Origin of the sequence: Streptomyces sp. R33, assembly GCF_041200175.1 — a bacterium.
In the GTDB taxonomy this organism is placed as follows: domain Bacteria; phylum Actinomycetota; class Actinomycetes; order Streptomycetales; family Streptomycetaceae; genus Streptomyces; species Streptomyces katrae_B.
Genome location: NZ_CP165727.1, coordinates 7,069,811 through 7,088,350, shown reverse-complemented (window position 1 = coordinate 7,088,350; position 18,540 = coordinate 7,069,811). Strand labels below are relative to the sequence as shown.

The window sequence follows — 18,540 nt, the reverse complement described above, 5'->3', positions numbered from 1 at the left end:
CGTTCAGTGGCCGCCGCGCGGCTCGTGGCAGCCGCCCTCCATGTACACCCCGTGCGCCTTCACGCTCATCGGCGGGGTCAGATGGCCCGTCACACACGGGCCGCTCTCCGGGATCGACAGGACGAACGAGAGGTTGCCCGTGCTCGATGCGTACACGTCCCCGGCCTCCGGCTTGTAGCCCATCCCGGTCAGGAGCCCGCTGAGCTCCTCCGTCGACTTCGGTGCGCCCTTCCCGTCGGAACCGCCCAGCGCCTTCCTGATCCGGGCGGCGTGCGCGTCGCCCCGGCACTTGGCCGCAGGCGTGAGCGTGGCCTCGTTCTTGTACGCGTGGTTCTCCGCGTACTTGCGCGCCTCCGGGTCCGTGGGCAGTTCACCCGGCGTGGCCGGCCCGGTCGGGGCCGCAGTCGCCTTGCCCCGGCACAGCTCGGCCACCTCGGGGAAGAGCTTGTCGTGGCGGGCCACGGCGGCCGCCGCCTGGGCGGCGTGGTCCGGGGTCTGACCGGTCGTCGGCACCGGGGACGGGTCCGCGGCAGCGCCGCTCCCGGACACCGTGGTACCGCAGGCGGTCAGTGCGAGCAGTCCTGCGGCGAACAGCACCGCGCCGGCGGTGGTGGTACGGGATGTCACGGTCTCCACTTTCCCTGGGCGGGCCCCCGCATGCGGGGCGGGTCACCCGATTGTCCCCACGTCAGGTCCCGGGCTCCTGAGTACGCGTACTCAATCCCCGTGCGGGCGGTCGTCCCCGACGGGCAGTGAGGTGAGACCGCGTGAGACGGGTCCGTCCCGCGGGCAGGCGGTTTTGCGGGCCGCCCGGAGGGGGAACAGCCGGGCAGGGCAACCGCACCCGCCGACCCCGCCCCGGAGGCCCGCCATGGCCACACCGCACCAAGGCCCGGATTCCGTCGACCACCCGCTCTTCGCCCGGTTCTACGCCCGGTTCAGCACCGCCGCCGACACCCGCGGAGGCATCGCCGCCCTCCGCAGCGAGCTCCTGCACGGGGTGTCCGGCCGGATCATCGAGATCGGCGCGGGCAACGGCCTCAACTTCGCCCACTACCCCCGCGCCGTCTCCGAGGTCGTCGCCGTCGAACCGGAACGGCGCCTGCGGCGGCTCGCGGCCGACGCCGCCGTGCGCGCCGAGGTCCCCGTCGACGTCGTGCCGGGCCTCGCCGAGGCCCTCCCGGTCAAGAGCGAGGCCTTCGACGCCGCCGTCGCCTCCCTCGTGCTGTGCACCGTACGGGACCTGCCCCGCTCGCTCGCGGAGCTCCACCGGGTGCTGCGCCCCGACGCCGAGCTCCGCTTCTTCGAGCACGGCCGGGCGCCCACCCCCGGCATGTCCGCCGTCCAGCGCACGCTGGACCGGACCGTGTGGCCCCACCTCTTCGGCGGGTGCCACACGTCCCGGGACCCGGTCGCCGCGATCGAGGCCGCGGGCTTCCGGGCCGTCTCGTACCGCAGTTTCCGGCTGCCCGAGCGCGGACCGGCGCTGCCCACCTCGTACTGCGTGATCGGTTCCGCCCGCCGCGGTCCCGCGTAGGGGGTTTGCGGCGGCCGGGGAGCTGGGCCCTGCCCGCCGGGCCTCAGTCGCCCAGCGGTTTGACCCAGCGCGTCCAGTGGTCCTCGGGGTGGTACCCGGCCGCGTCCCACGCCCCGTGCGCCCGCTCGTTGCGGTCCAGCACCATCGCGTCCGCCCGCCGTCCGCCGAGCGCGGCGAAGCGCTCCTCCGCGGCGGCCAGCAGCGCCGATCCGATGCCCCGGCGGCGGTGTGCCGGGTGGACCGCGAGCCGGTAGAGGTGGCAGCGCCAGCCGTCGAAGCCGGCGATCACGGTGCCGACCAGTTCGCCTTCGCGCCGGGCGAGCAGCAGGGCGTGCGGATCGCGGGCGTGGAGCTGCTCGACCCCGGCGAGGTCGTCGCTGATACTCGTTCCCTCGGCAGCGGTCTTCCAGAAGTCGAGCACGGTGCTGAGATCGGCGGCCGCCGCGGGACCGATGTGAAGATCGCCCATGTCCGGATCCCATCATCCGGGTGCGCTCAGCCAAAAGAATGATCCGCTCTCTTTGCCCGTCCTTTACCCTTGTGGACAGCAAGCCGACCGACCCGATCGAAAGGTGTGAGCGTCCGCCCATGGGCGAGCCCCCCAGTACCCGACATCGCGCGATACCCCTCCTCCTGGCTGATCATGGAATGGAGGTGACCGACCGATGACCGAAGTGCTCCTGCTCCTCGTGGCGCTGCTGCTCTGCCTTGCCTGCGGGGCCTTCGTCGCGGCCGAGTTCTCGCTGACCACGGTCGAGCGCAGCGAGCTCGACCAAGCCGTCGAGCGCGGCGAGCGCGGGGCGGAGAGCGCCCGGGCGGCCGTGCGCAGCCTGACGTTCCAGCTCTCCGGCGCCCAGCTCGGCATCACCGTGACCGGCCTGGTCATCGGCATGATCTCCAAGCCGTCGATCGCCGCCCTGCTCCAGGGCCCCTTCGAGGCCATGGGGCTGTCGGCCGGCGCCGCCTCCTCCACCGCCCTGATCCTCGGCACGGTGCTGTCGACCGTCGTCCTGATGGTCGTCGGCGAGCTGGTGCCCAAGAACTGGGCGATCTCGTCCCCGCTTGCCATCGCCAAGCGGGTGGCCACCATGCAGCGGGTCTTCAGCCGCGCCTTCCGGCCGTTCATCAGCCATCTGAACAGCACGGCGAACCACATGGTCCGCCGGTTCGGCATGGAGCCGGCCGAGGAGCTGGCCTCCGCGCGCACCCCGCAGGAGCTGGTGGCGCTGGCCCGGCACTCCGCCAAGGCGGGCGCGCTGGAGAAGGACACCGCCGAGCTGTTCGTACGGACCCTGAACCTGGCCGACCTGACCGCGGAGAACGTGATGACCCCGCGCGTCCAGGTCACCGCCCTCGACGTGCAGACCACCGCCGAGGACGTGGCGAACGCGACGCTGGCGACCGGCCTGTCGCGCTTCCCGGTCTACCGGGGCAGCCTCGACACCGTCGTCGGCACGGTCCACATCAAGGACGTGCTCGCGCTGCACGCCGAGGAACGGCGCCGCCGGCCCGTCTCCCAGCTGCTGCGCCAACCGCTGCTGGTGCCGGAGTCGCTGACCGTGGACCGGCTGCTGGACCTGCTGTCCGGCCGCCAGACGATGGCCGTGGTGATCGACGAGTACGGCGGCACGGCCGGCGTCGTCACCCTGGAGGACATCGTCGAGGAGGTCGTCGGCGAGGTGCGCGACGAGCACGACCCGCACGAGACCCCGGATCTGGCCCCGGCCGGTACGGACACCTCCGGGCGCCGCCTCTACTCCGCCGACGGCGCCGCGCGCACCGACCAGCTGGAGCGGATCGGACTGCGCGTGCCGGACGGCCCGTACGAGACGCTGGCCGGGCTGATAGCGACCGAACTGGGCCGGATCCCGGCCGTCGGCGACAGCATGGAGCTGGACGGCTGGCGGATCGACGTGGTGGACGCCAGCGGACGGCGGGCGGCGCGGGTGCTGCTGCACGCGCCCGTCGAGCCGTCGCAGGACAAGGGTGGGGAGGGAGCCCGATGACGGTGCTCCAACTGCTGATCGGCCTGGCGACCCTGGTCGTCAACGCCTTCTTCGTCGGCGCGGAGTTCGCGCTGATCTCGGTGCGGCGCAGCCAGATCGAGCCGTACGCCGAGCAGGGGGACCGGCGGGCCCGCGCCGTGCTGTGGGGGCTGGAGCACCTGTCGGCGCTGATGGCGGCGGCTCAGCTCGGGATCACGCTGTGCACCCTGGTCCTGGGCGTGGTGGCCGAGCCGGCCATCGCACACCTGCTGACCCCGCTGTTCGACCTGTTCGGGGTGCCGTCCGGGCTGACCCACGCGATCTCGTTCGTCGTGGCGCTGGCGCTGGCGACGTACCTGCACATGCTCTTCGGCGAGATGCTGCCGAAAAACGTGGCCCTCTCCGAGCCGGTGCGCACGGCGCTGCTGCTCGGTCCGCCGCTGGTGACCCTGACGCGGGCGCTCAAGCCGGTGATCTTCGCGATCAACGCCTTCGCCAACCTCCTGCTGCGGCTGCTCAGGGTGGACGTGAAGGACGAGGTCTCGGCGACCTTCACGGACGACGAGCTGGCGCGGATCGTGCGCGACTCCAGCGAGGCGGGGCTGATCGACGGCCGGGCGAGCGAGCGGCTGCACGACGCCCTGGAGCTGGGCCGCCGGCCGGTCAACGACGTGGTGCTGCCGCTGCACGGGGTCGTCGTGGCCCGGGAGGGCCTCACGCCCGCGGGGCTGGAGCGGTTGTCGGCCGAGTCCGGGTACTCCCGCTTCCCGGTGATCGACGCCCAGGCCAGGATCCTCGGATACCTGCACGTCAAGGACGCCCTGGACGCGGACGGACCGGAGCGTGACGAGGCGTTCCCGGTGTCGGCGCTGCGCCCGATCGCCCAAGTGCGGGCGGAGACGCCGCTGGACGACGTGCTGACCGCGATGCGGCGCAGCCGGACGCACCTGGCGGCGGTGCTCGGGGCGGACGGGGCGATGACGGGCCTGGTGACGATGGAGGACGTGCTGCGCGAGCTGTTCGGCAGGCCGGCCTCCGCCTGACGCGGCTTGCGCGCGCGGGTTCGACCCGGCGCTGCCGGATGCGGCGCCCCGGCCCTGCGGGGTCGGGGTACCGCGCGGTAACATCACTCCGCCATGGAGATGAATGCGTCTTACACCAGTTTCGTCGCGGTCGGCGACTCCTTCACCGAAGGCATGTCCGACCTGCTGCCCGACGGCTCCTACCGGGGCTGGGCCGATCTGCTGGCCGCCCGCCTCGCGGTGCGCGAGCCGGGCTTCCGGTACGCGAACCTCGCGGTCCGCGGGAAGCTGATCGGGCAGATGGCCGAGGATCAGGTCCCGGCCGCGGCGGCGATGCGCGCCGATGTGGTGACCCTGGTGGGAGGCCTGAACGACGCGCTGCGTCCGAAGGTCGACATGGGCCGGGTGCGCGGACACCTCGAGGAGGCCGTGGGGCTGCTGGCGCCCACGTGCAAGACGCTGGTGCTGATGCGCTCCCCGGGGCGCAACGGGCCGGTGATGGACCGCTTCCGGCCGCGCATGGAGGAGCTCTTCGCGTTCATCGAGGAGCTCGCCGCCCGGCACGGAGCCCTGGTGGTGGACCTGTACGGGGCCGCCGTACTCGCCGACCCCCGCATGTGGGACGTCGACCGGCTGCACCTGACGCCCGAGGGCCACCGCCGGGTGGCCGAGGCGGTCTGGCAGACGCTGGGCCTGCCGCCCGAGCAGGACTGGCGCGCCGAGCTCCCGCCCGCGGTGCCCCCGGGCTGGGCCGTACGCCGCTCGCAGGACCTGAGCTTCGCACGGCAGCACCTGCTGCCCTGGGTGGGCCGCCGGCTGACGGGCCGCTCCTCCGGGGACGGCCGCCCGGCCAAGCGCCCGGAGCTGCTGCCGTACGAGGCCGTCGCGGGCGACCGGCTCTCGTAGCAAGGCACAATCCGGGGCGGGGCCCCTACCTGCGTAAACGCACAGCTGCGGCCCAAGTAGAATCCCTACACGTGACAGCCAAGCCCCGCATCCCCAATGTCCTGGCCGGCCGCTACGCCTCCGCGGAGCTCGCCGTCCTGTGGTCCCCCGAGTACAAGGTGACACTGGAGCGGCGGCTGTGGCTCGCCGTCCTCCGCGCCCAGAAGGACCTCGGCATCGACGTCCCGGACGCCGCCCTCGCCGACTACGAGCGTGTCCTGGAGACGGTCGACCTCGCCTCCATCGCCGAGCGCGAGAAGGTCACCCGGCACGACGTGAAGGCCCGCATCGAGGAGTTCAACGCCCTCGCCGGCCACGAGCACGTCCACAAGGGCATGACCTCCCGCGACCTCACCGAGAACGTCGAGCAGCTGCAGATCCGGCTCTCGCTGGAGCTGGCCCGCGACCGCACGGTCGCCGTCCTGGCCCGTCTCGGCAAGCTGGCCGGCGAGCACGCCGAGCTGGTCATGGCCGGCCGCTCCCACAACGTCGCCGCGCAGGCGACGACCCTGGGCAAGCGCTTCGCCACCGCGGCCGACGAGCTGCTGGTCGCCTACGACCGCCTGGAGGACCTGCTCGGCCGCTACCCGCTGCGCGGGATCAAGGGCCCGGTCGGCACCGCCCAGGACATGCTCGACCTGCTCGGCGGCGACGCCGCCAAGCTCGCCGACCTGGAGCAGCGGATCGCCGCCCACCTCGGCTTCGCCCAGGCCTTCACCTCGGTCGGCCAGGTCTACCCCCGCTCGCTCGACTACGACGTGGTCACCGCCCTGGTGCAGCTGGCCGCCGCCCCCTCGTCGATCGCGAAGACGATCCGCCTGATGGCCGGCCACGAGCTGGTCACCGAGGGCTTCAAGCCCGGCCAGGTCGGCTCCTCCGCGATGCCGCACAAGATGAACACCCGCTCCTGCGAGCGCGTCAACGGCCTGATGGTCATCCTGCGCGGCTACGCCTCGATGACCGGCGAGCTGGCGGGCGACCAGTGGAACGAGGGCGACGTCTCCTGCTCCGTGGTCCGCCGGGTGGCGCTGCCCGACGCGTTCTTCGCTTTCGACGGCCTGCTCGAGACCTTCCTGACCGTCCTCGACGAGTTCGGCGCCTTCCCGGCGGTCGTGGCCCGCGAGCTGGACCGCTACCTGCCGTTCCTCGCGACCACCAAGGTCCTGATGGGCGCGGTGCGGGCGGGTGTCGGCCGCGAGGCCGCGCACGAGGTCATCAAGGAGCACGCGGTGGCCTCCGCGCTCGCCATGCGCGAGCAGGGCGCCGAGCGCAACGAACTGCTGGACAAGCTGGCCGCCGACGAGCGCATGCCGCTCGACCGGGCCCAGCTCGACGCCCTGATGGCCGACAAGCTGTCCTTCACGGGCGCCGCCGGTGACCAGGTCGCCGCGGTGGTCTCCCGTATCGAGGCGATCGCCAAGCAGCACCCGGAGGCCGCCGGGTACACGCCGGGGTCGATCCTCTGACCCCCGAGGAGCTGAGCGCCGCCCGTGACCGCGTCATCCCGGACGTGGTCGCGGGCGGTCTGCGCGTGCTGTTCTGCGGGATCAACCCGGGTCTCCTCTCCGCCGCGACGGGCCATCACTTCGCCCGCCCCGGCAATCGGTTCTGGCCAGTCCTGCACCTGTCCGGCTTCACTCCGCGCCGCTTCGCCCCCGCGGAGCAGGAGGAGCTGCTGACCCACCGGCTCGGCATCACCAACGTCGTCGCCCGCGCCACGGCCCGGGCCGACGAGCTGAGCGCCGAGGAGTTCCGCGAGGGCGGCCGCATCCTGACCGCCAAGGTGGAACAGCTGCGCCCGCAATGGCTGGCGGTCGTCGGTGTCACCGCGTACCGCACGGCCTTTGGCGAACGCAAGGCCCAGATCGGCCCCCAGGACCGGACCATCGGCTCCACCCGCATCTGGGCGCTCCCCAACCCCAGCGGCCTCAACGCCCACTGGACGGCAGAATCCATGGCCCAGGAATACGCCCGCCTCCGCGCGGCCGCCGAGGCAACCCCCTAGGTGACGCGCTGAGGTGCCGGACGCCAAAGGCGGGCAGGAGTTGAGTCAACGGTCAGCCAGCCGTGGACGCGGGGTCTCATCCGTGGGTTCCGCGTCGGTGTCGTCGGTGCCGACCGGGCCGCCGGGAAGCATCCAGTCCAGCCACTTCGGCAGCCACCAGTTGGTCCGGCCGAGGAGTGTCATGGTCGCCGGTACCAGCACCATGCGTACGACCGTGGCGTCGATGAAGATCGCGGTGGCCAGGCCGAGCCCGAACATTTTGGCAGAGGGGTCCTCGGCGACGGCGAAGGACAGGAAGACCGCCACCATGATGAGGGCGGCCGAGGTGATGATCCGGGCGGTGCCCGAGACGCCCTCAACGATCGCCGTGCCGTTGTCGCCGGTGCGCAGGTACTCCTCGCGTACACGCGAGAGGAGGAACACCTCGTAGTCCATCGACAGGCCGAACAGGATGGCGAAGAGGAACATCGGGATGAACGACACGATCGGAACCGTCGCTTCCAGCCCGATGAGTGCGCCTCCCCAGCCCCACTGGAAGACCGCGACCATGACCCCGTAGGCCGCGCCGATGCTCAGCAGGTTCAGCAGTACCGCCTTCAGCGGTACGAGTATCGAGCGGAAGACCAGCATCAGCAGCAGGAACGACATCGCCAGCACGGCGGCGACGAACACCGGCAGGCGTTGGCTGGTGCGTCGGCCCACATCGGACAGGCTCGCGGCGGCGCCGCCGACGTGGGCCCTGGCCGGGCCGTGCCCGATCGCCGTGGGCAGCACGTCGGTGCGCAGCCGGGCGATGGTGTCGGCCGTGGCCTTGTCCTGAGGGCTGGTGGTCGGGAACACCACGAGGGTCGCGATGCCGGTGGCCCGGTCGACGTGCGTCGGCGCGACGGATGCGATGCCCGGATCCGCCGCGACCGCCCCGACGAGTCGGTCCAGCACTCCCGGATCACCGGTGGGGTCCGCGGCGACGACGAGGGGACCGTTGGTGCCCGGGCCGAACCCCTCGGCGACGAGGTCGTAGGCGCGGCGCTCGGTACGGCTCTGCGGCAGTGAGCCCTCGTCGGGCAGGCCGACGCGCAGGCCGAGCACGGGCAGCGTCGCGGTCAGCAGCAGCCCCGCCGCGCCGATCGCGTACAGGACCGGGTGCCGGCTGACGTGCCCGATCCAGCGACGCCACCCGGCGGCGGGAGCGGCGCCCGCCACCGTGTCCCGCCGCCGTGCGAGTCGGCCCAGCATCCCGGTCTGCAGAGCCCGGCCGATCCGGCCGGCCCGGCCCAGCCGCGGGCCCGCCGCGCCGAGGAAGGCCGGCAGCAGCGTCACCGACGCGAGCACCATCGTCAGGACGACGATCGAGACGGCGAACCCGCCCACCGTCATGAACGGCACGTTCGCGACCGCCAGGCCGAGGATCGATACGACGACGGTGCCGCCGGCGAAGACCACGGGCCGCCCCGCCGTTGCCACCGCTCGTCCGGCCGCCTCCTGGGGATCGAGCCCGCGCGCGAGGTACTCCCGGTGCCTGGCGAGCACGAACAGCGCGTAGTCGATGCCCACTCCGAGCCCGACCATGCTGCCCAGGACCGGTGCGAAGGTCGGGACGTCCGTCACCCCCGCCAGTACCGTCATCGTGGCGACCCCGACGGTCAGTCCGAAGACCGCCATGCCGATCGGCAGCGCGGCTGCGACGAGCGAACCGAACGCCAGGAACAGGATCGCGGCCGCGGCGAGGAGGCCGATGAGCTCGCTCGCGCCGCCGTCGGGGTCGGAGAAGGCGTAGAAGAGGTTCCCGCCCATCTCGATGCGCAGGGGCAGTTCGGCGCGCAGCCGGTCGCCGAGATCGACGAGGGCGTCGAGGTCTTCGGCCGACAGCCGGCTCTGGTCGGGGTACTGCACCCGGACGACCGCGATCCGCCCGTCGGCCGAGACGAGGCCGCCGCGCACGGCGGTGTCCCCGCCTGCGTCGAGTGCCCCCGCCGGGTCGCTCGTGCCGAGCACGTGCGGCAACCGCTTCACCTCGGTCTGCAGCCGCGTGAGAGCGGTGCGCGCGCCGTCGTCGTCGAAGAACGTCGCACCGTCGTCGAGGGGGGTGACGACCACTTGGGCGGTCATCCCCTCCTGGCCGGTGCCGGCCCTCTCGATCAGTTCCGCGGCCCGTCCGGAGTCCAGCCCCGGAGCGGTCATCGAGTCCGCGGTCCGCCCGCCGAAGGCGATCGCGGCGAGGACGACAAGCGTGGCGGCGATCAGCCAGGCCGCGATCACCCGCCAGGGATGGCGGGCGGCGCTTGCGCCCAGGCGCAACAGGGCTTTCGAGAGCATCAGGTCCTCCAACCACCTCGTCGGCCGTCCTTGTACGGCCGCCGATGCCGAGGCTCGTCGCCACGGCGCTCCGCGGCATCGGCCCGCGGGCCGCGGATCCGTCGGCCCCGGGGCGGAGTGACGACCCGTCCTTTCGGCCGATGCGCGGCACGCCGCGGTCCCTAGGCTGAGAACCGTGCTACGAGACGACCTGCGAACCCTGTGGACCGAACCCCGGCCGCCCGGCGCGCCCGCCCGGGTGCGGCGGGACTGGGCGCTGCTCGCCGCGGGCCTTGCCGGTGTGGCGCTGGAGGCCACCCTGCGCGAGAACGTCGTGTGGCGGCCGGTGGCTGTGGTGTTCGCCGTATGGCTGTGCCTGGTGCCCCTGTGGCGCCGGACCCGCCCGCTGGCGATGGTGACGCTGGCGTTCGGCTCGGTGATCCTGCTTCAGGTGGCCTCGCTCGTCGCCGCACCGCGCGAGCCCGTCGGCCTGTACACCGGCGCGATCGTCCTCGTGCTGGTGTACGCGCTGCCCCGGTGGGGATCGGGACGCGAGATCGTGCTGGGCGGCGCGGTGATCCTCGCGGCCGGCGCGCTGTGTTCCGTCACGGACGAGACCCCGGTCGTCGAAAATCTCGTGGGCATCGTCTTCCTGCTGCTGCCCGGCGTGGTCGGGGCTGCCGTGCGGTTCCGTGTGACCGCTCGCGAGCGGCAGTTGGAGCAGGTGCGCTCCCGCGAGCGCGAGCAGCTCGCCCGGGAACTGCACGACACGGTGGCCCACCACGTGTCGGCCATGGTGATCATCGCCCAGGCGGGCCGGGTGCTCGCGGGCACCGACCCGTCCGCCGCCGTCGAGGCGCTGGAGGGGGTCGAGGAGGAAGGGGCGCGCACGCTGGAGGAAATGCGCGCCATGGTCGCCGCGCTGCGCGACCGCGGGGTCGGCGCCGAGCTGGCGCCGCCTGCCGGTGTCGCGGATCTGGAGCGCCTGGTGCGCACCCCGGGTGGTCGCCTCAGGGTCGACCTGGGGCTCGACGGCGAGCTGGACGCGCTGCCCCCGGCCGTGGACGCGGCCGTCTACCGGATCGTGCAGGAGTCGGTGACCAACGCGCTGCGCCATGCGGTCGACGCGACCGAGGTCGTCGTCCGGGTCGCCGCGGAACGGCACACGGTGCGGGTGAGCGTGCGGGACAACGGCCGGCGCACCGGCCGGGGTCGCGACGGATACGGACTTACCGGATTGCGCGAGCGCGCGACCCTGATCGGCGGCACACTACGAGCCGGCCCGGGTACCGACCGGGGCTGGCATGTCGACGCCGAACTGCCGAGAGCGAGGAGCGAGAGCGGTGTCCATTCGCGTCCTCGTCGCTGACGACCAGACGATCATCCGCAACGGGTTGCGGATCATGCTGAACGCCCAGCCCGGCATCGAGGTGGTCGGCGAGGCCGCCGACGGGCGGGAGGCGGTACGTCTGGCCCGCGAACTGTGCCCCGACGTCTGTCTGTTCGACATCCGCATGCCCGTACTCGACGGGCTCGAGGCCACCCGGCTGGTCGCCGGCCCGGGCGTCGCCGACCCGCTGGCCGTGGTCGTCATCACCACGTTCGACCTCGACGAGTACGTCTACGGCGCGCTGCGTGCCGGTGCCCGCGGATTCCTCCTCAAGGACACCGGACCAGACCTTCTGGCCCAGGCCGTACGGTCGGCGTCCGGCGGTGAGGCGCTCATTGCGCCCAGCGTCACCGTCCGTCTGCTCCAGGCATTCGCGGACCTGCCCGCCGGCCGGCCCGTGGCCCAGCCGGTCTCCCCCGTCACCGCCCGCGAGGAGCAGGTGCTCCTCGCCGTCGCTCGCGGGCTGACCAACACCGAGATCGCCGATGCACTGCACATCAGCCTCAGCACGGTGAAGACGCATCTGGCCAGCCTGATGGCCAAACTCGGCGCCCGCAACCGGGTCGAGATCGCGATGTGGGCCTACGAAACGCGCCGTATCCTCCCCGGAACCTGAGCCGGGTGCCGGGCCATGTCCCATGAGTCCCTGCCCGGACATCAGTGCACCGGTCGGCTCACGTCGGCTCCACGTGCCTCACCCGCCCAGAGCGTGATGTACCAGGAGGCCGGAACCGGGACGGTGAAACCCGAACGACAAGACTCCCGACAGCTACCTCGCCAGTCTCCACCTGCACGCCTCGATGATCTGGATCAAAGACCGCACCAGGACCACCCGATGATCACGACTCGATACGCGCCCGTGGATCTCGGGCTGTGGATGATCACGGCTCACGGGGCGGGGAGGCCTCACGGAAGAGCAGTGGGCGACGCTGGAGCCGTTGTTGCCGCAGGGGACGAGGGTGGGCGGCCGCCTGTCTGGTCTCGGCGGCCGCTGATCGACGGCATACGGTTCCGGGTCCGGACCGGTGTTCCGTGGCGGGATGTCCCCGTCGAGTACGGGCCGTGGGTCCGGGGCTGCGACCTGTTCCGCCGGTGGCAGCGGAATGGCACCTGGCAGCGGGTCCTCACCCGGCTCCAGTCCCTGGCCGATGCGAAGGGTGCGATCACGCGGGACTTGAGCGTCGACTCCACTGTCTGCCGCGCCCATCAGCATGCGGCCGGGGGCCGCAAGCGGGGCGACCTGAGAAGGAAGACACCGCGCCGTCGCCACGCGATATGACAAGCTCGCGGTCCGCTACGAGGCGACCGTCTTCGTAGCAGCCATCGGCGAGTGGCTGTGACCAGCGGTCATACGGGATTGGCCAGGATGGCGCACGGGCGTCAGCAACCCGCCGTGGCTCGGTCGGACTCGCTGCGGAGAACGCAGAATTCGTTGCCTTCGGGGTCGGCAAGGACTGCCCAGCCAGAGCCGTCGGGATTCCGGTGATCGGCGACCAAGGTGGCACCGAGGCCGAGCAGCCGTTCCACCTCCGGCTCACGCGATGTCTCAGGGCGCAAACACAGATGGATCCGGTTCTTGACGACCTTGGACTCGGGCACCTGGTTGAAGTACAGCACTGGGCCCTCCGCCAGCAGCACCTGAGTCTCCCGATCACCCGGTTTGTCCTCCGGATGCAGTGGACGGCCAGTCACTCCGCTCCAGAACCGGGCCAGCTCGTAGGCATCCGCACAGTCAATCGCCACGTTCTGCAATACCGAAACCATGCGCGCGAGCCTTCCTCACTTCCACTCCACATGCCACCGAGTTGCACTCAGCCATCGCGCACACAGCTCAGGCGCACGGCAGCGCTTTCGATTCACGGCCTAGGGCGGGTCGATCACCGTCACCGCGGCCATGAGCTGCGGTGAGTGGTCGGCCCCCCACCGGGCCTCGTAGATCGCGACCCAGCGGTCCCCGGCCCGCCACAGGTGCAGGTGGTCGCTCGTGTCGCCGATCTCCTGCCACGGCTGCGCCACCTCCCCGGACTCCGTCCGCAGCTTCAGGCTGTCGAGCGTGAAACGGTCGGGCTTGCCCCACCGCTCCTCCAGCCGCTGGGTCAGGGCCTCGTACTCGGCGGACACCTGGTCCTCGTGCGCCAGGCGGTCGGCCGCGTCCTCGTCCCCGTACCACCGGCTCCCGCCCAGCTCGGCAAGGTGGTAGCCGGGCCCGCTGGTGCCCACTTCGGACCTGCCCCGGACATCAGGAAAGTCACGTGTCCGGAGCCGGTCGATCGTGTCGAGATGCTCTGCCGTGGTCATGCCGTCAGTATCCAGGGAGGCACTGACAACTGGCTCCGTGTCACGCGTCCCGTCGGCGTACCGCCGTCCAGCCGCCGGCCAGCGCGGCCAGCGCCCAGAGCGCCAGCACCCCGAGACCGCTCCAGGGACCGAGCCGACCGGTGGAGTCCAGGTGCATGACGAGCTGCCCGGCCTGGTCCGGCAGGAACTCGGCCGCACCGCCGGCAGCCTGGCCGATGATGAACGGAACCATGACGACGAAGGGTATGAGCACACTCAGCACGACCGCAGCACTGCGCAGCACCGCCGTCAGCCCGGCCGCGAACAGGGCCATGAGCGTGAGGTACACACCACTGCCGAACACGGCGCGGAGAGACCCCGGGTCCCCCAGCGAGAGCGCGTGCCGGCCCATCGGCACCTGGCCCAGGACGAAGGTGAGAAGGCCGGTGACCTCGCCGACCACGAAGGCGAGTACGCCCACCACGGCGATCTTCGACAGGTAGAAGCGGGTTCGGTTCGGCACCGCGGTCAGCGAGGTGCCGAGGGCGCCGTTTTGGAACTCGGCGGACAGCGCGCTCGCCCCGAAGGCGAAGGCCGCTATCTGGCCGAAGTTGATGCCGTAGAAGGCCCCGAGGAGCGGATCGTCCCCCAGGCTGCCGGATTCGGCCTCGCCTGTCGCCGCGGCCGCGAGCACCTGGATCCCCACCGTCGCGGCAAGGACGGCGATCAGCGCCCCGAAGGTGCCGCGAAGGGACCGTATCTTGATCCATTCCGAGTGCAGGACGGGGACGGTGGGCAGGGCAGAGCTCATGGCGAAGCCTCCTGAGTGAGCGGGATGGTCAGTGGGTGGCGGCGAACTGGGCGTGGTCGGCGGTGAGGTCGAGATAGGCCTGCTCCAGCGAGGCGCGCTCGTCGGAGAGTTCCAGTACGGGGATGCCCTCGCGGGCTGCCATGCCGCCGAGCTGCTCGGCCCGTATGCCGTCCACCGTCCAGCGCCCGTCGTCGGCTCTCGCCATTTCGAAACCGTCCCGGGCCAGGGCGGCCCGGAGCCGGACCGGGTCGGAGGTGCGCAGGCGTACCTTCGGGGTGCTGCGGGCTTCGATGAACTCCTCCATCGAGGAGTCGGCCAGCAGCCGGCCCCGCCCGAGCACGACCAGGTGGTCGGCGAGCGCCGCGGTCTCGGACATCAGGTGGCTGGAGACGAGCACCGTGCGGCCCTCGGCGGCGAGGCTCCGCATCAGCTCCCGGATCCAGATGATGCCTTCGGGGTCGAGGCCGTTGGTCGGCTCGTCCAGCAGCAGCACCGCGGGATCACCGAGCAGTGCGGCCGCGATGCCGAGACGTTGCCGCATGCCGAGCGAGAAGGTCTTGATCCGCCGCCTGCCCGCCGAGGCGATGCCGGCCTGCTCCAGTACCTCTTCGACCCGGCGCACCGGGATGCGATGGGCGGCGGCGAGGAGGCGCAGGTGGTCCCGCGCGGTGCGCCCGCCGTGGGCCGCCTGTGCGTCCAGGAGCGCGCCGACCCGGTGGAGCGGGTCGGGGAAGTCGGTGAACCGCGCGCCTTCGATGGTGGCCGTCCCGGAGGTGACCCGGTCCAGGCCCAGCAGCAGGCGCATGGTGGTGGACTTCCCGGCGCCGTTGGGCCCGAGGAATCCGGTGACCCGCCCGGGCAGTACGTCGAAGGTGAGGTGGTCCACGGCCCGGGTGCGGCCGTATTCCTTGGTCAGTTCTCGGATCTCGATGCTGTTCATGGCTCAAGACTCGCCGCCCGACCCACCCCCCTCCCTCCCCCATGCGAGGGTGCCGTCTCCCCCACGTGGGGGAGACGCGGCCAGGCCGCGCACTGCCACGATGGGGGCATGTACCGACTGCTCCGTGCCCCGCTCCAACCGGTGACCTACTCACGCTGGTTGCATCTGTGCGTGCCCGTGCTGCTGCTGGCCCTGTGGATGTTCATAGAGCCTGCGTGGCCGTGGATGCCGTTGGTCATCGTCATACCGTTCGGCCTGGTGCCGTGGGTGCGGCTGGCGGAAGGGCTGCAGGCGCAGTTCCTGCTCACGCCGCACGACCGCGATTCCCCCGACAGCGGCATCAGTGCCGCGCCGTCGGCGCGGTGGGGCGACCGGTGGCGGACGCTGTTGTGGCTCGAGGCACGGCTCGTCATCGCGCTCGCCGCCATGGCCGCGACCGTATGGCTCCCGGTGGTGACGGTCGAGCTGATCGCGGCGGCGCTGGGACACCCGCTCAACTCGGACCTCATGATCCCCTTCGCTCCGCCGCGTTGGGCCGCCGCGCTCCTCGTTCCGGTGCCGTTGGTCCTTCTCATCGCCATAGTGGTGCTGCTCGGCGAGCTGGTCACGGCGGTCGCGCGCCGGCTGCTGGGGCCTTCGGCTGCCGAGCGGCTCACCGCCTTGGAGGCCCGCACCGAGCAGCTGTTGGAGCGCACCCGCATCGCGCGGGAGCTGCACGATTCGATTGGGCACGCTCTGACGGTGGCCGTGGTGCAGGCGGGGGCTGCCCGGGCGGCCGGCGACCCGGAGTTCACCGACCGGGCGCTGAGTGCGATCGAGGAGACCGGCCGGACCGCGCTGGAGGACCTGGAACGGGTGCTGCTGGTCCTGCGGGAGTCGGCGCAGCCCGTCTCGCAGCGGCCGACGCTGGCGGAGGCCGACCGGCTGCTGGAGTCGGCCCGGGCCTCGGGGGCGGAGGTGGACGCACAACTGACGGGACGACTGGAGCAGTTGCCGGGCCCGGTCACCCGGGAGGGCTATCGGATCCTGCAGGAGGCGCTCACGAACGTGCTGCGGCACTGCGGTCCGGTGCCGGTCCGGGTCCGGGTGGAAATGGCCGTCGGCAGGCTGGACATGGAGGTCACGAACCCGCTGCCGGACGGGCCCGTCTTCATCCCCGGCAGGGGGAGCGGGCTGCGCGGGATGCGGGAGCGGGCCGCACTGCTCGGCGGCGAGGCCGAGACCGGGCCGTTCGAGGGCGGTTGGAGAGTGCGCGCCCGGCTACCGCTGGAGCGAATACGCTGACCGGATGCCGGTTACCGTTCTGCTCGTCGATGACGAACCCCTGGTGCGCGCGGGGCTGCGTGCCGTCCTGGATGCCCAGCCCGACATCGAAGTGGTGGGCGAGGCGGCCGACGGGGCCTCCGTCGTCCCGCTCGTGCGGCAGCTGAGGCCGGACGTGGTGGCCATGGACGTGCGGATGCCGCTGCTCGACGGGATCGAGGCGACGCGGGCCGTGCTGCGGACCGTGGACTCCCCGCCGAAGATCCTCGTGGTGACCACGTTCGAGAACGACGAGTACGTGTACCAGGCCCTGCGGGCCGGGGCGGACGGGTTCCTGCTGAAGCGGGCCCGCCCCTCCGAGATCGTGCACGCGGTACGGCTGGTGGCGGAGGGCGAGACGCTGCTGTTCCCGGCGGCCGTGCGGGCGCTGGCCGCGGAGTACGGGAACCGGCAGGCGCGGGCGGTGCTGGAGCGGGCCGCGCTGACCGAGCGGGAGGAGGCGGTGCTGCGGCTGATGGCACGCGGACTGACGAACGTCGAGATCGCCAAGGAGCTGATCGTCGGCACGGAAACGGTGAAGTCCCATGTGAGCGCGGTTCTGGGCAAGCTGGGGGCGCGGGACCGGACCCAGGCCGTGATCGCGGCGTACGAGTCGGGATTCGTCGCCCCGGCCTGAGCCGCGCCGACCAGAGGGGAACAGCCGGTTCCGGCCGATGGGGGGCTGGTTCTCGCCCCGGCCCCGGGGGCGCAGTACCATCCGGCAGACAAGCTCGCTAGCTGGGAGGACACACGTTGGGGCAGCTGACCGGCGGGGATCCCTCTCTGCTCCGGCGGATCAATTCGGCCGTGGTGCTGCGTGCACTGCGGGCGGCGCAATCGCCGACACTCACCGACCTCACCCGGGTGACCGGGCTGTCGCGGCCGACCGTCGAAGGCGTGGTCGAAGGGCTGATCGGGACCGGCCTCGTCGTCGAGGCGGGCGCGGAGGAAGGTGCACGGCGCCAGGGGCGGCCGGCCAGGCGCTACCGGTTCCGGGCCGAGGCGGGGCACCTCCTCGGCATCGAGATCGGCTCGCACCGGGTCGCGGTGCTGCTGTCCGGGCTGGACGGGCGGGTGATCGGCGCCGGCACCAAGGAGGTCGCCGAGACGGCGTCCGCCGACGAGCGGCTGGAGCGGGTGCGGGCCGCGGTGGCCGATCTGCTGCGGCGGGCCGGCGTGCCGCGCGACTCCCTGCGGGCGGTCGGCGTCGGCAGCCCCGGCATCGTGGAGGCGGACGGCACCGTACGCCTCGGCACGGCTCTGCCCGGCTGGACGGGGCTGCCGCTCGGCGAGCGGCTGCGGCGCTCGTTCCGCTGCCCGGTGCAGGTGGAGAACGACGCCAATGCGGCCGCGGTCGCCGAGCACTGGAAGGGCGCGGCGCAGGACACCGACGACATGGTGTTCGTGATGGCGGGGCTCAGCCCCGGGGCGGGTTCGCTGATCGGAGGCCGGCTGCACCGGGGGTTCGGCGGGGCGGCCGGCGAGATCGGTGCACTGCACCTGCTGGGCCGTGACGTCACGCCCGAGAAGCTGCTGTCGACGACCGGCGAACCGCTGCATCCGCTGGACGAACAGGCAGTGGCCGAGGTGTTCGCCATGGCCAAGCGGGGCGACGAGCAGGCCGTGGCCGCGGTGGAGCGCTTCATCCAGCGGCTGGTACACGATGTGGCGGCGCTAGTCCTGGCCATGGATCCGGAGCTGGTCGTGGTCGGCGGCTGGGCGGCCGGCCTCAACGGGGTGCTGGATCCCCTGCGCAGGGAGCTGGAGCGCTACTGCCTGCGTCCCCCGCGCGTGGCGCAGTCCCTGCTCGGCGAGGCCGCGGTGGCCACCGGAGCCCTGCGCCTGGCGCTGGACCACGTCGAGGAAGAGCTCTTCGCGGTGGAAAAAACGGTCACCACCCGCCGCCGCTGACCGCATCCCGGGGGCCGGATCCCGGCGGCCGCATCCGGTCCGCCTTCGGCCGGAGCTCGCCGCGGACGCGGTCGGCCCTCGGGCGTCGGCCCGCCGGGGGGTCGGAGAACGCGGTCAGTC

19 protein-coding genes are annotated in these 18,540 nt (G+C 72.2%); 12 read left to right on the top strand and 7 right to left on the bottom strand.

The window, feature by feature from the left end:
- Positions 1-3: 3 nt before the first annotated feature.
- Positions 4-627, bottom strand: a complete 624-nt coding sequence (locus tag AB5J51_RS32640) for a hypothetical protein (protein ID WP_053790221.1) — start codon at positions 625-627, stop codon at positions 4-6.
- Positions 628-871: 244 nt separating this feature from the next.
- On the opposite strand from AB5J51_RS32640, the gene AB5J51_RS32635 reads away from it, so the two are divergent.
- Positions 872-1,537, top strand: a complete 666-nt coding sequence (locus tag AB5J51_RS32635) for a class I SAM-dependent methyltransferase (protein ID WP_053790222.1) — start codon at positions 872-874, stop codon at positions 1,535-1,537.
- A gap of 43 nt (positions 1,538-1,580) precedes the next feature.
- Here AB5J51_RS32635 and AB5J51_RS32630 read toward each other — a convergent pair whose 3' ends face one another.
- Positions 1,581-2,006 (bottom strand): GNAT family N-acetyltransferase, encoded by a 426-nt coding sequence (locus tag AB5J51_RS32630; protein WP_369779258.1) that lies wholly within the window; start codon positions 2,004-2,006, stop codon positions 1,581-1,583.
- 196 nt (positions 2,007-2,202) lie between these two features.
- Between AB5J51_RS32630 and AB5J51_RS32625 the strand changes: the two genes are divergently transcribed.
- The 5 genes from AB5J51_RS32625 to mug all read left to right on the top strand — a co-directional run bounded on the left by AB5J51_RS32625 (position 2,203) and on the right by mug (position 7,494).
- Positions 2,203-3,543 carry a hemolysin family protein gene (locus tag AB5J51_RS32625; RefSeq protein ID WP_369779257.1) on the top strand — a complete coding sequence of 447 codons (1,341 nt, stop codon included), beginning with the start codon at positions 2,203-2,205 and terminating at the stop codon, positions 3,541-3,543.
- Entirely contained in the window at positions 3,540-4,565 is a 1,026-nt protein-coding gene (locus AB5J51_RS32620) for a hemolysin family protein (protein WP_053790225.1), read from the top strand. Before AB5J51_RS32625 ends, AB5J51_RS32620 begins: the two co-directional genes overlap by 4 nt.
- Positions 4,566-4,658: 93 nt before the next feature.
- The gene (locus AB5J51_RS32615; RefSeq protein WP_369779255.1) at positions 4,659-5,450 is read left to right on the top strand and encodes an SGNH/GDSL hydrolase family protein; all 792 of its coding nucleotides are present in this window, start codon (positions 4,659-4,661) and stop codon (positions 5,448-5,450) included.
- A gap of 71 nt (positions 5,451-5,521) precedes the next feature.
- Positions 5,522-6,955, top strand: a complete 1,434-nt coding sequence (purB, locus tag AB5J51_RS32610; RefSeq protein WP_030300188.1) for an adenylosuccinate lyase — start codon at positions 5,522-5,524, stop codon at positions 6,953-6,955.
- Positions 6,952-7,494, top strand: a complete 543-nt coding sequence (gene mug, locus AB5J51_RS32605) for a G/U mismatch-specific DNA glycosylase (RefSeq protein ID WP_053790227.1) — start codon at positions 6,952-6,954, stop codon at positions 7,492-7,494. Before purB ends, mug begins: the two co-directional genes overlap by 4 nt.
- Positions 7,495-7,539: 45 nt before the next feature.
- On the opposite strand, the gene AB5J51_RS32600 is transcribed toward mug, so the two are convergent.
- Entirely contained in the window at positions 7,540-9,810 is a 2,271-nt protein-coding gene (locus tag AB5J51_RS32600; RefSeq protein WP_369779254.1) for an MMPL family transporter, read from the bottom strand.
- Between the two features lie 175 nt (positions 9,811-9,985).
- Between AB5J51_RS32600 and AB5J51_RS32595 the strand changes: the two genes are divergently transcribed.
- From AB5J51_RS32595 to AB5J51_RS32585, 3 genes are read left to right on the top strand one after another with little or no spacing between them, the layout of a single operon-like run.
- Positions 9,986-11,158, top strand: coding sequence for a sensor histidine kinase (locus AB5J51_RS32595; protein WP_369779253.1), 1,173 nt, complete (start codon positions 9,986-9,988; stop codon positions 11,156-11,158).
- A complete protein-coding gene (locus AB5J51_RS32590) occupies positions 11,133-11,795 on the top strand; it encodes a response regulator transcription factor (RefSeq protein WP_053790229.1) in 663 nt (220 codons plus the stop codon). The genes AB5J51_RS32595 and AB5J51_RS32590 overlap by 26 nt, the downstream gene beginning before the upstream one ends.
- A 15-nt stretch (positions 11,796-11,810) precedes the next feature.
- Positions 11,811-12,458, top strand: coding sequence for a transposase (locus AB5J51_RS32585; protein ID WP_369779252.1), 648 nt, complete (start codon positions 11,811-11,813; stop codon positions 12,456-12,458).
- A gap of 101 nt (positions 12,459-12,559) precedes the next feature.
- Here the strand turns inward: AB5J51_RS32585 and AB5J51_RS32580 are convergent, their stop codons facing one another.
- The 4 genes from AB5J51_RS32580 to AB5J51_RS32565 all read right to left on the bottom strand — a co-directional run bounded on the left by AB5J51_RS32580 (position 12,560) and on the right by AB5J51_RS32565 (position 15,207).
- Entirely contained in the window at positions 12,560-12,943 is a 384-nt protein-coding gene (locus tag AB5J51_RS32580; RefSeq protein WP_369779251.1) for a VOC family protein, read from the bottom strand.
- Between the two features lie 99 nt (positions 12,944-13,042).
- On the bottom strand, positions 13,043-13,477 hold the full coding sequence (locus AB5J51_RS32575; protein ID WP_053789681.1) for a hypothetical protein: 435 nt from the start codon (positions 13,475-13,477) through the stop codon (positions 13,043-13,045).
- Positions 13,478-13,517: 40 nt separating this feature from the next.
- Entirely contained in the window at positions 13,518-14,267 is a 750-nt protein-coding gene (locus tag AB5J51_RS32570) for an ABC transporter permease (protein ID WP_369779250.1), read from the bottom strand.
- A gap of 28 nt (positions 14,268-14,295) precedes the next feature.
- Complete coding sequence (locus tag AB5J51_RS32565) at positions 14,296-15,207, bottom strand: ABC transporter ATP-binding protein (RefSeq protein ID WP_369779249.1); 912 nt, start codon at positions 15,205-15,207, stop codon at positions 14,296-14,298.
- A 108-nt stretch (positions 15,208-15,315) separates the two neighbouring features.
- On the opposite strand from AB5J51_RS32565, the gene AB5J51_RS32560 reads away from it, so the two are divergent.
- From AB5J51_RS32560 to AB5J51_RS32550, 3 genes are all read left to right on the top strand, one after another.
- Positions 15,316-16,491 (top strand): sensor histidine kinase, encoded by a 1,176-nt coding sequence (locus tag AB5J51_RS32560; protein ID WP_136222459.1) that lies wholly within the window; start codon positions 15,316-15,318, stop codon positions 16,489-16,491.
- 4 nt (positions 16,492-16,495) lie between these two features.
- Positions 16,496-17,146 carry a response regulator transcription factor gene (locus AB5J51_RS32555; protein ID WP_136222461.1) on the top strand — a complete coding sequence of 217 codons (651 nt, stop codon included), beginning with the start codon at positions 16,496-16,498 and terminating at the stop codon, positions 17,144-17,146.
- Between the two features lie 116 nt (positions 17,147-17,262).
- Positions 17,263-18,420, top strand: coding sequence for an ROK family transcriptional regulator (locus tag AB5J51_RS32550; RefSeq protein WP_136222463.1), 1,158 nt, complete (start codon positions 17,263-17,265; stop codon positions 18,418-18,420).
- The last annotated feature ends 120 nt before the right edge of the window (positions 18,421-18,540 follow it).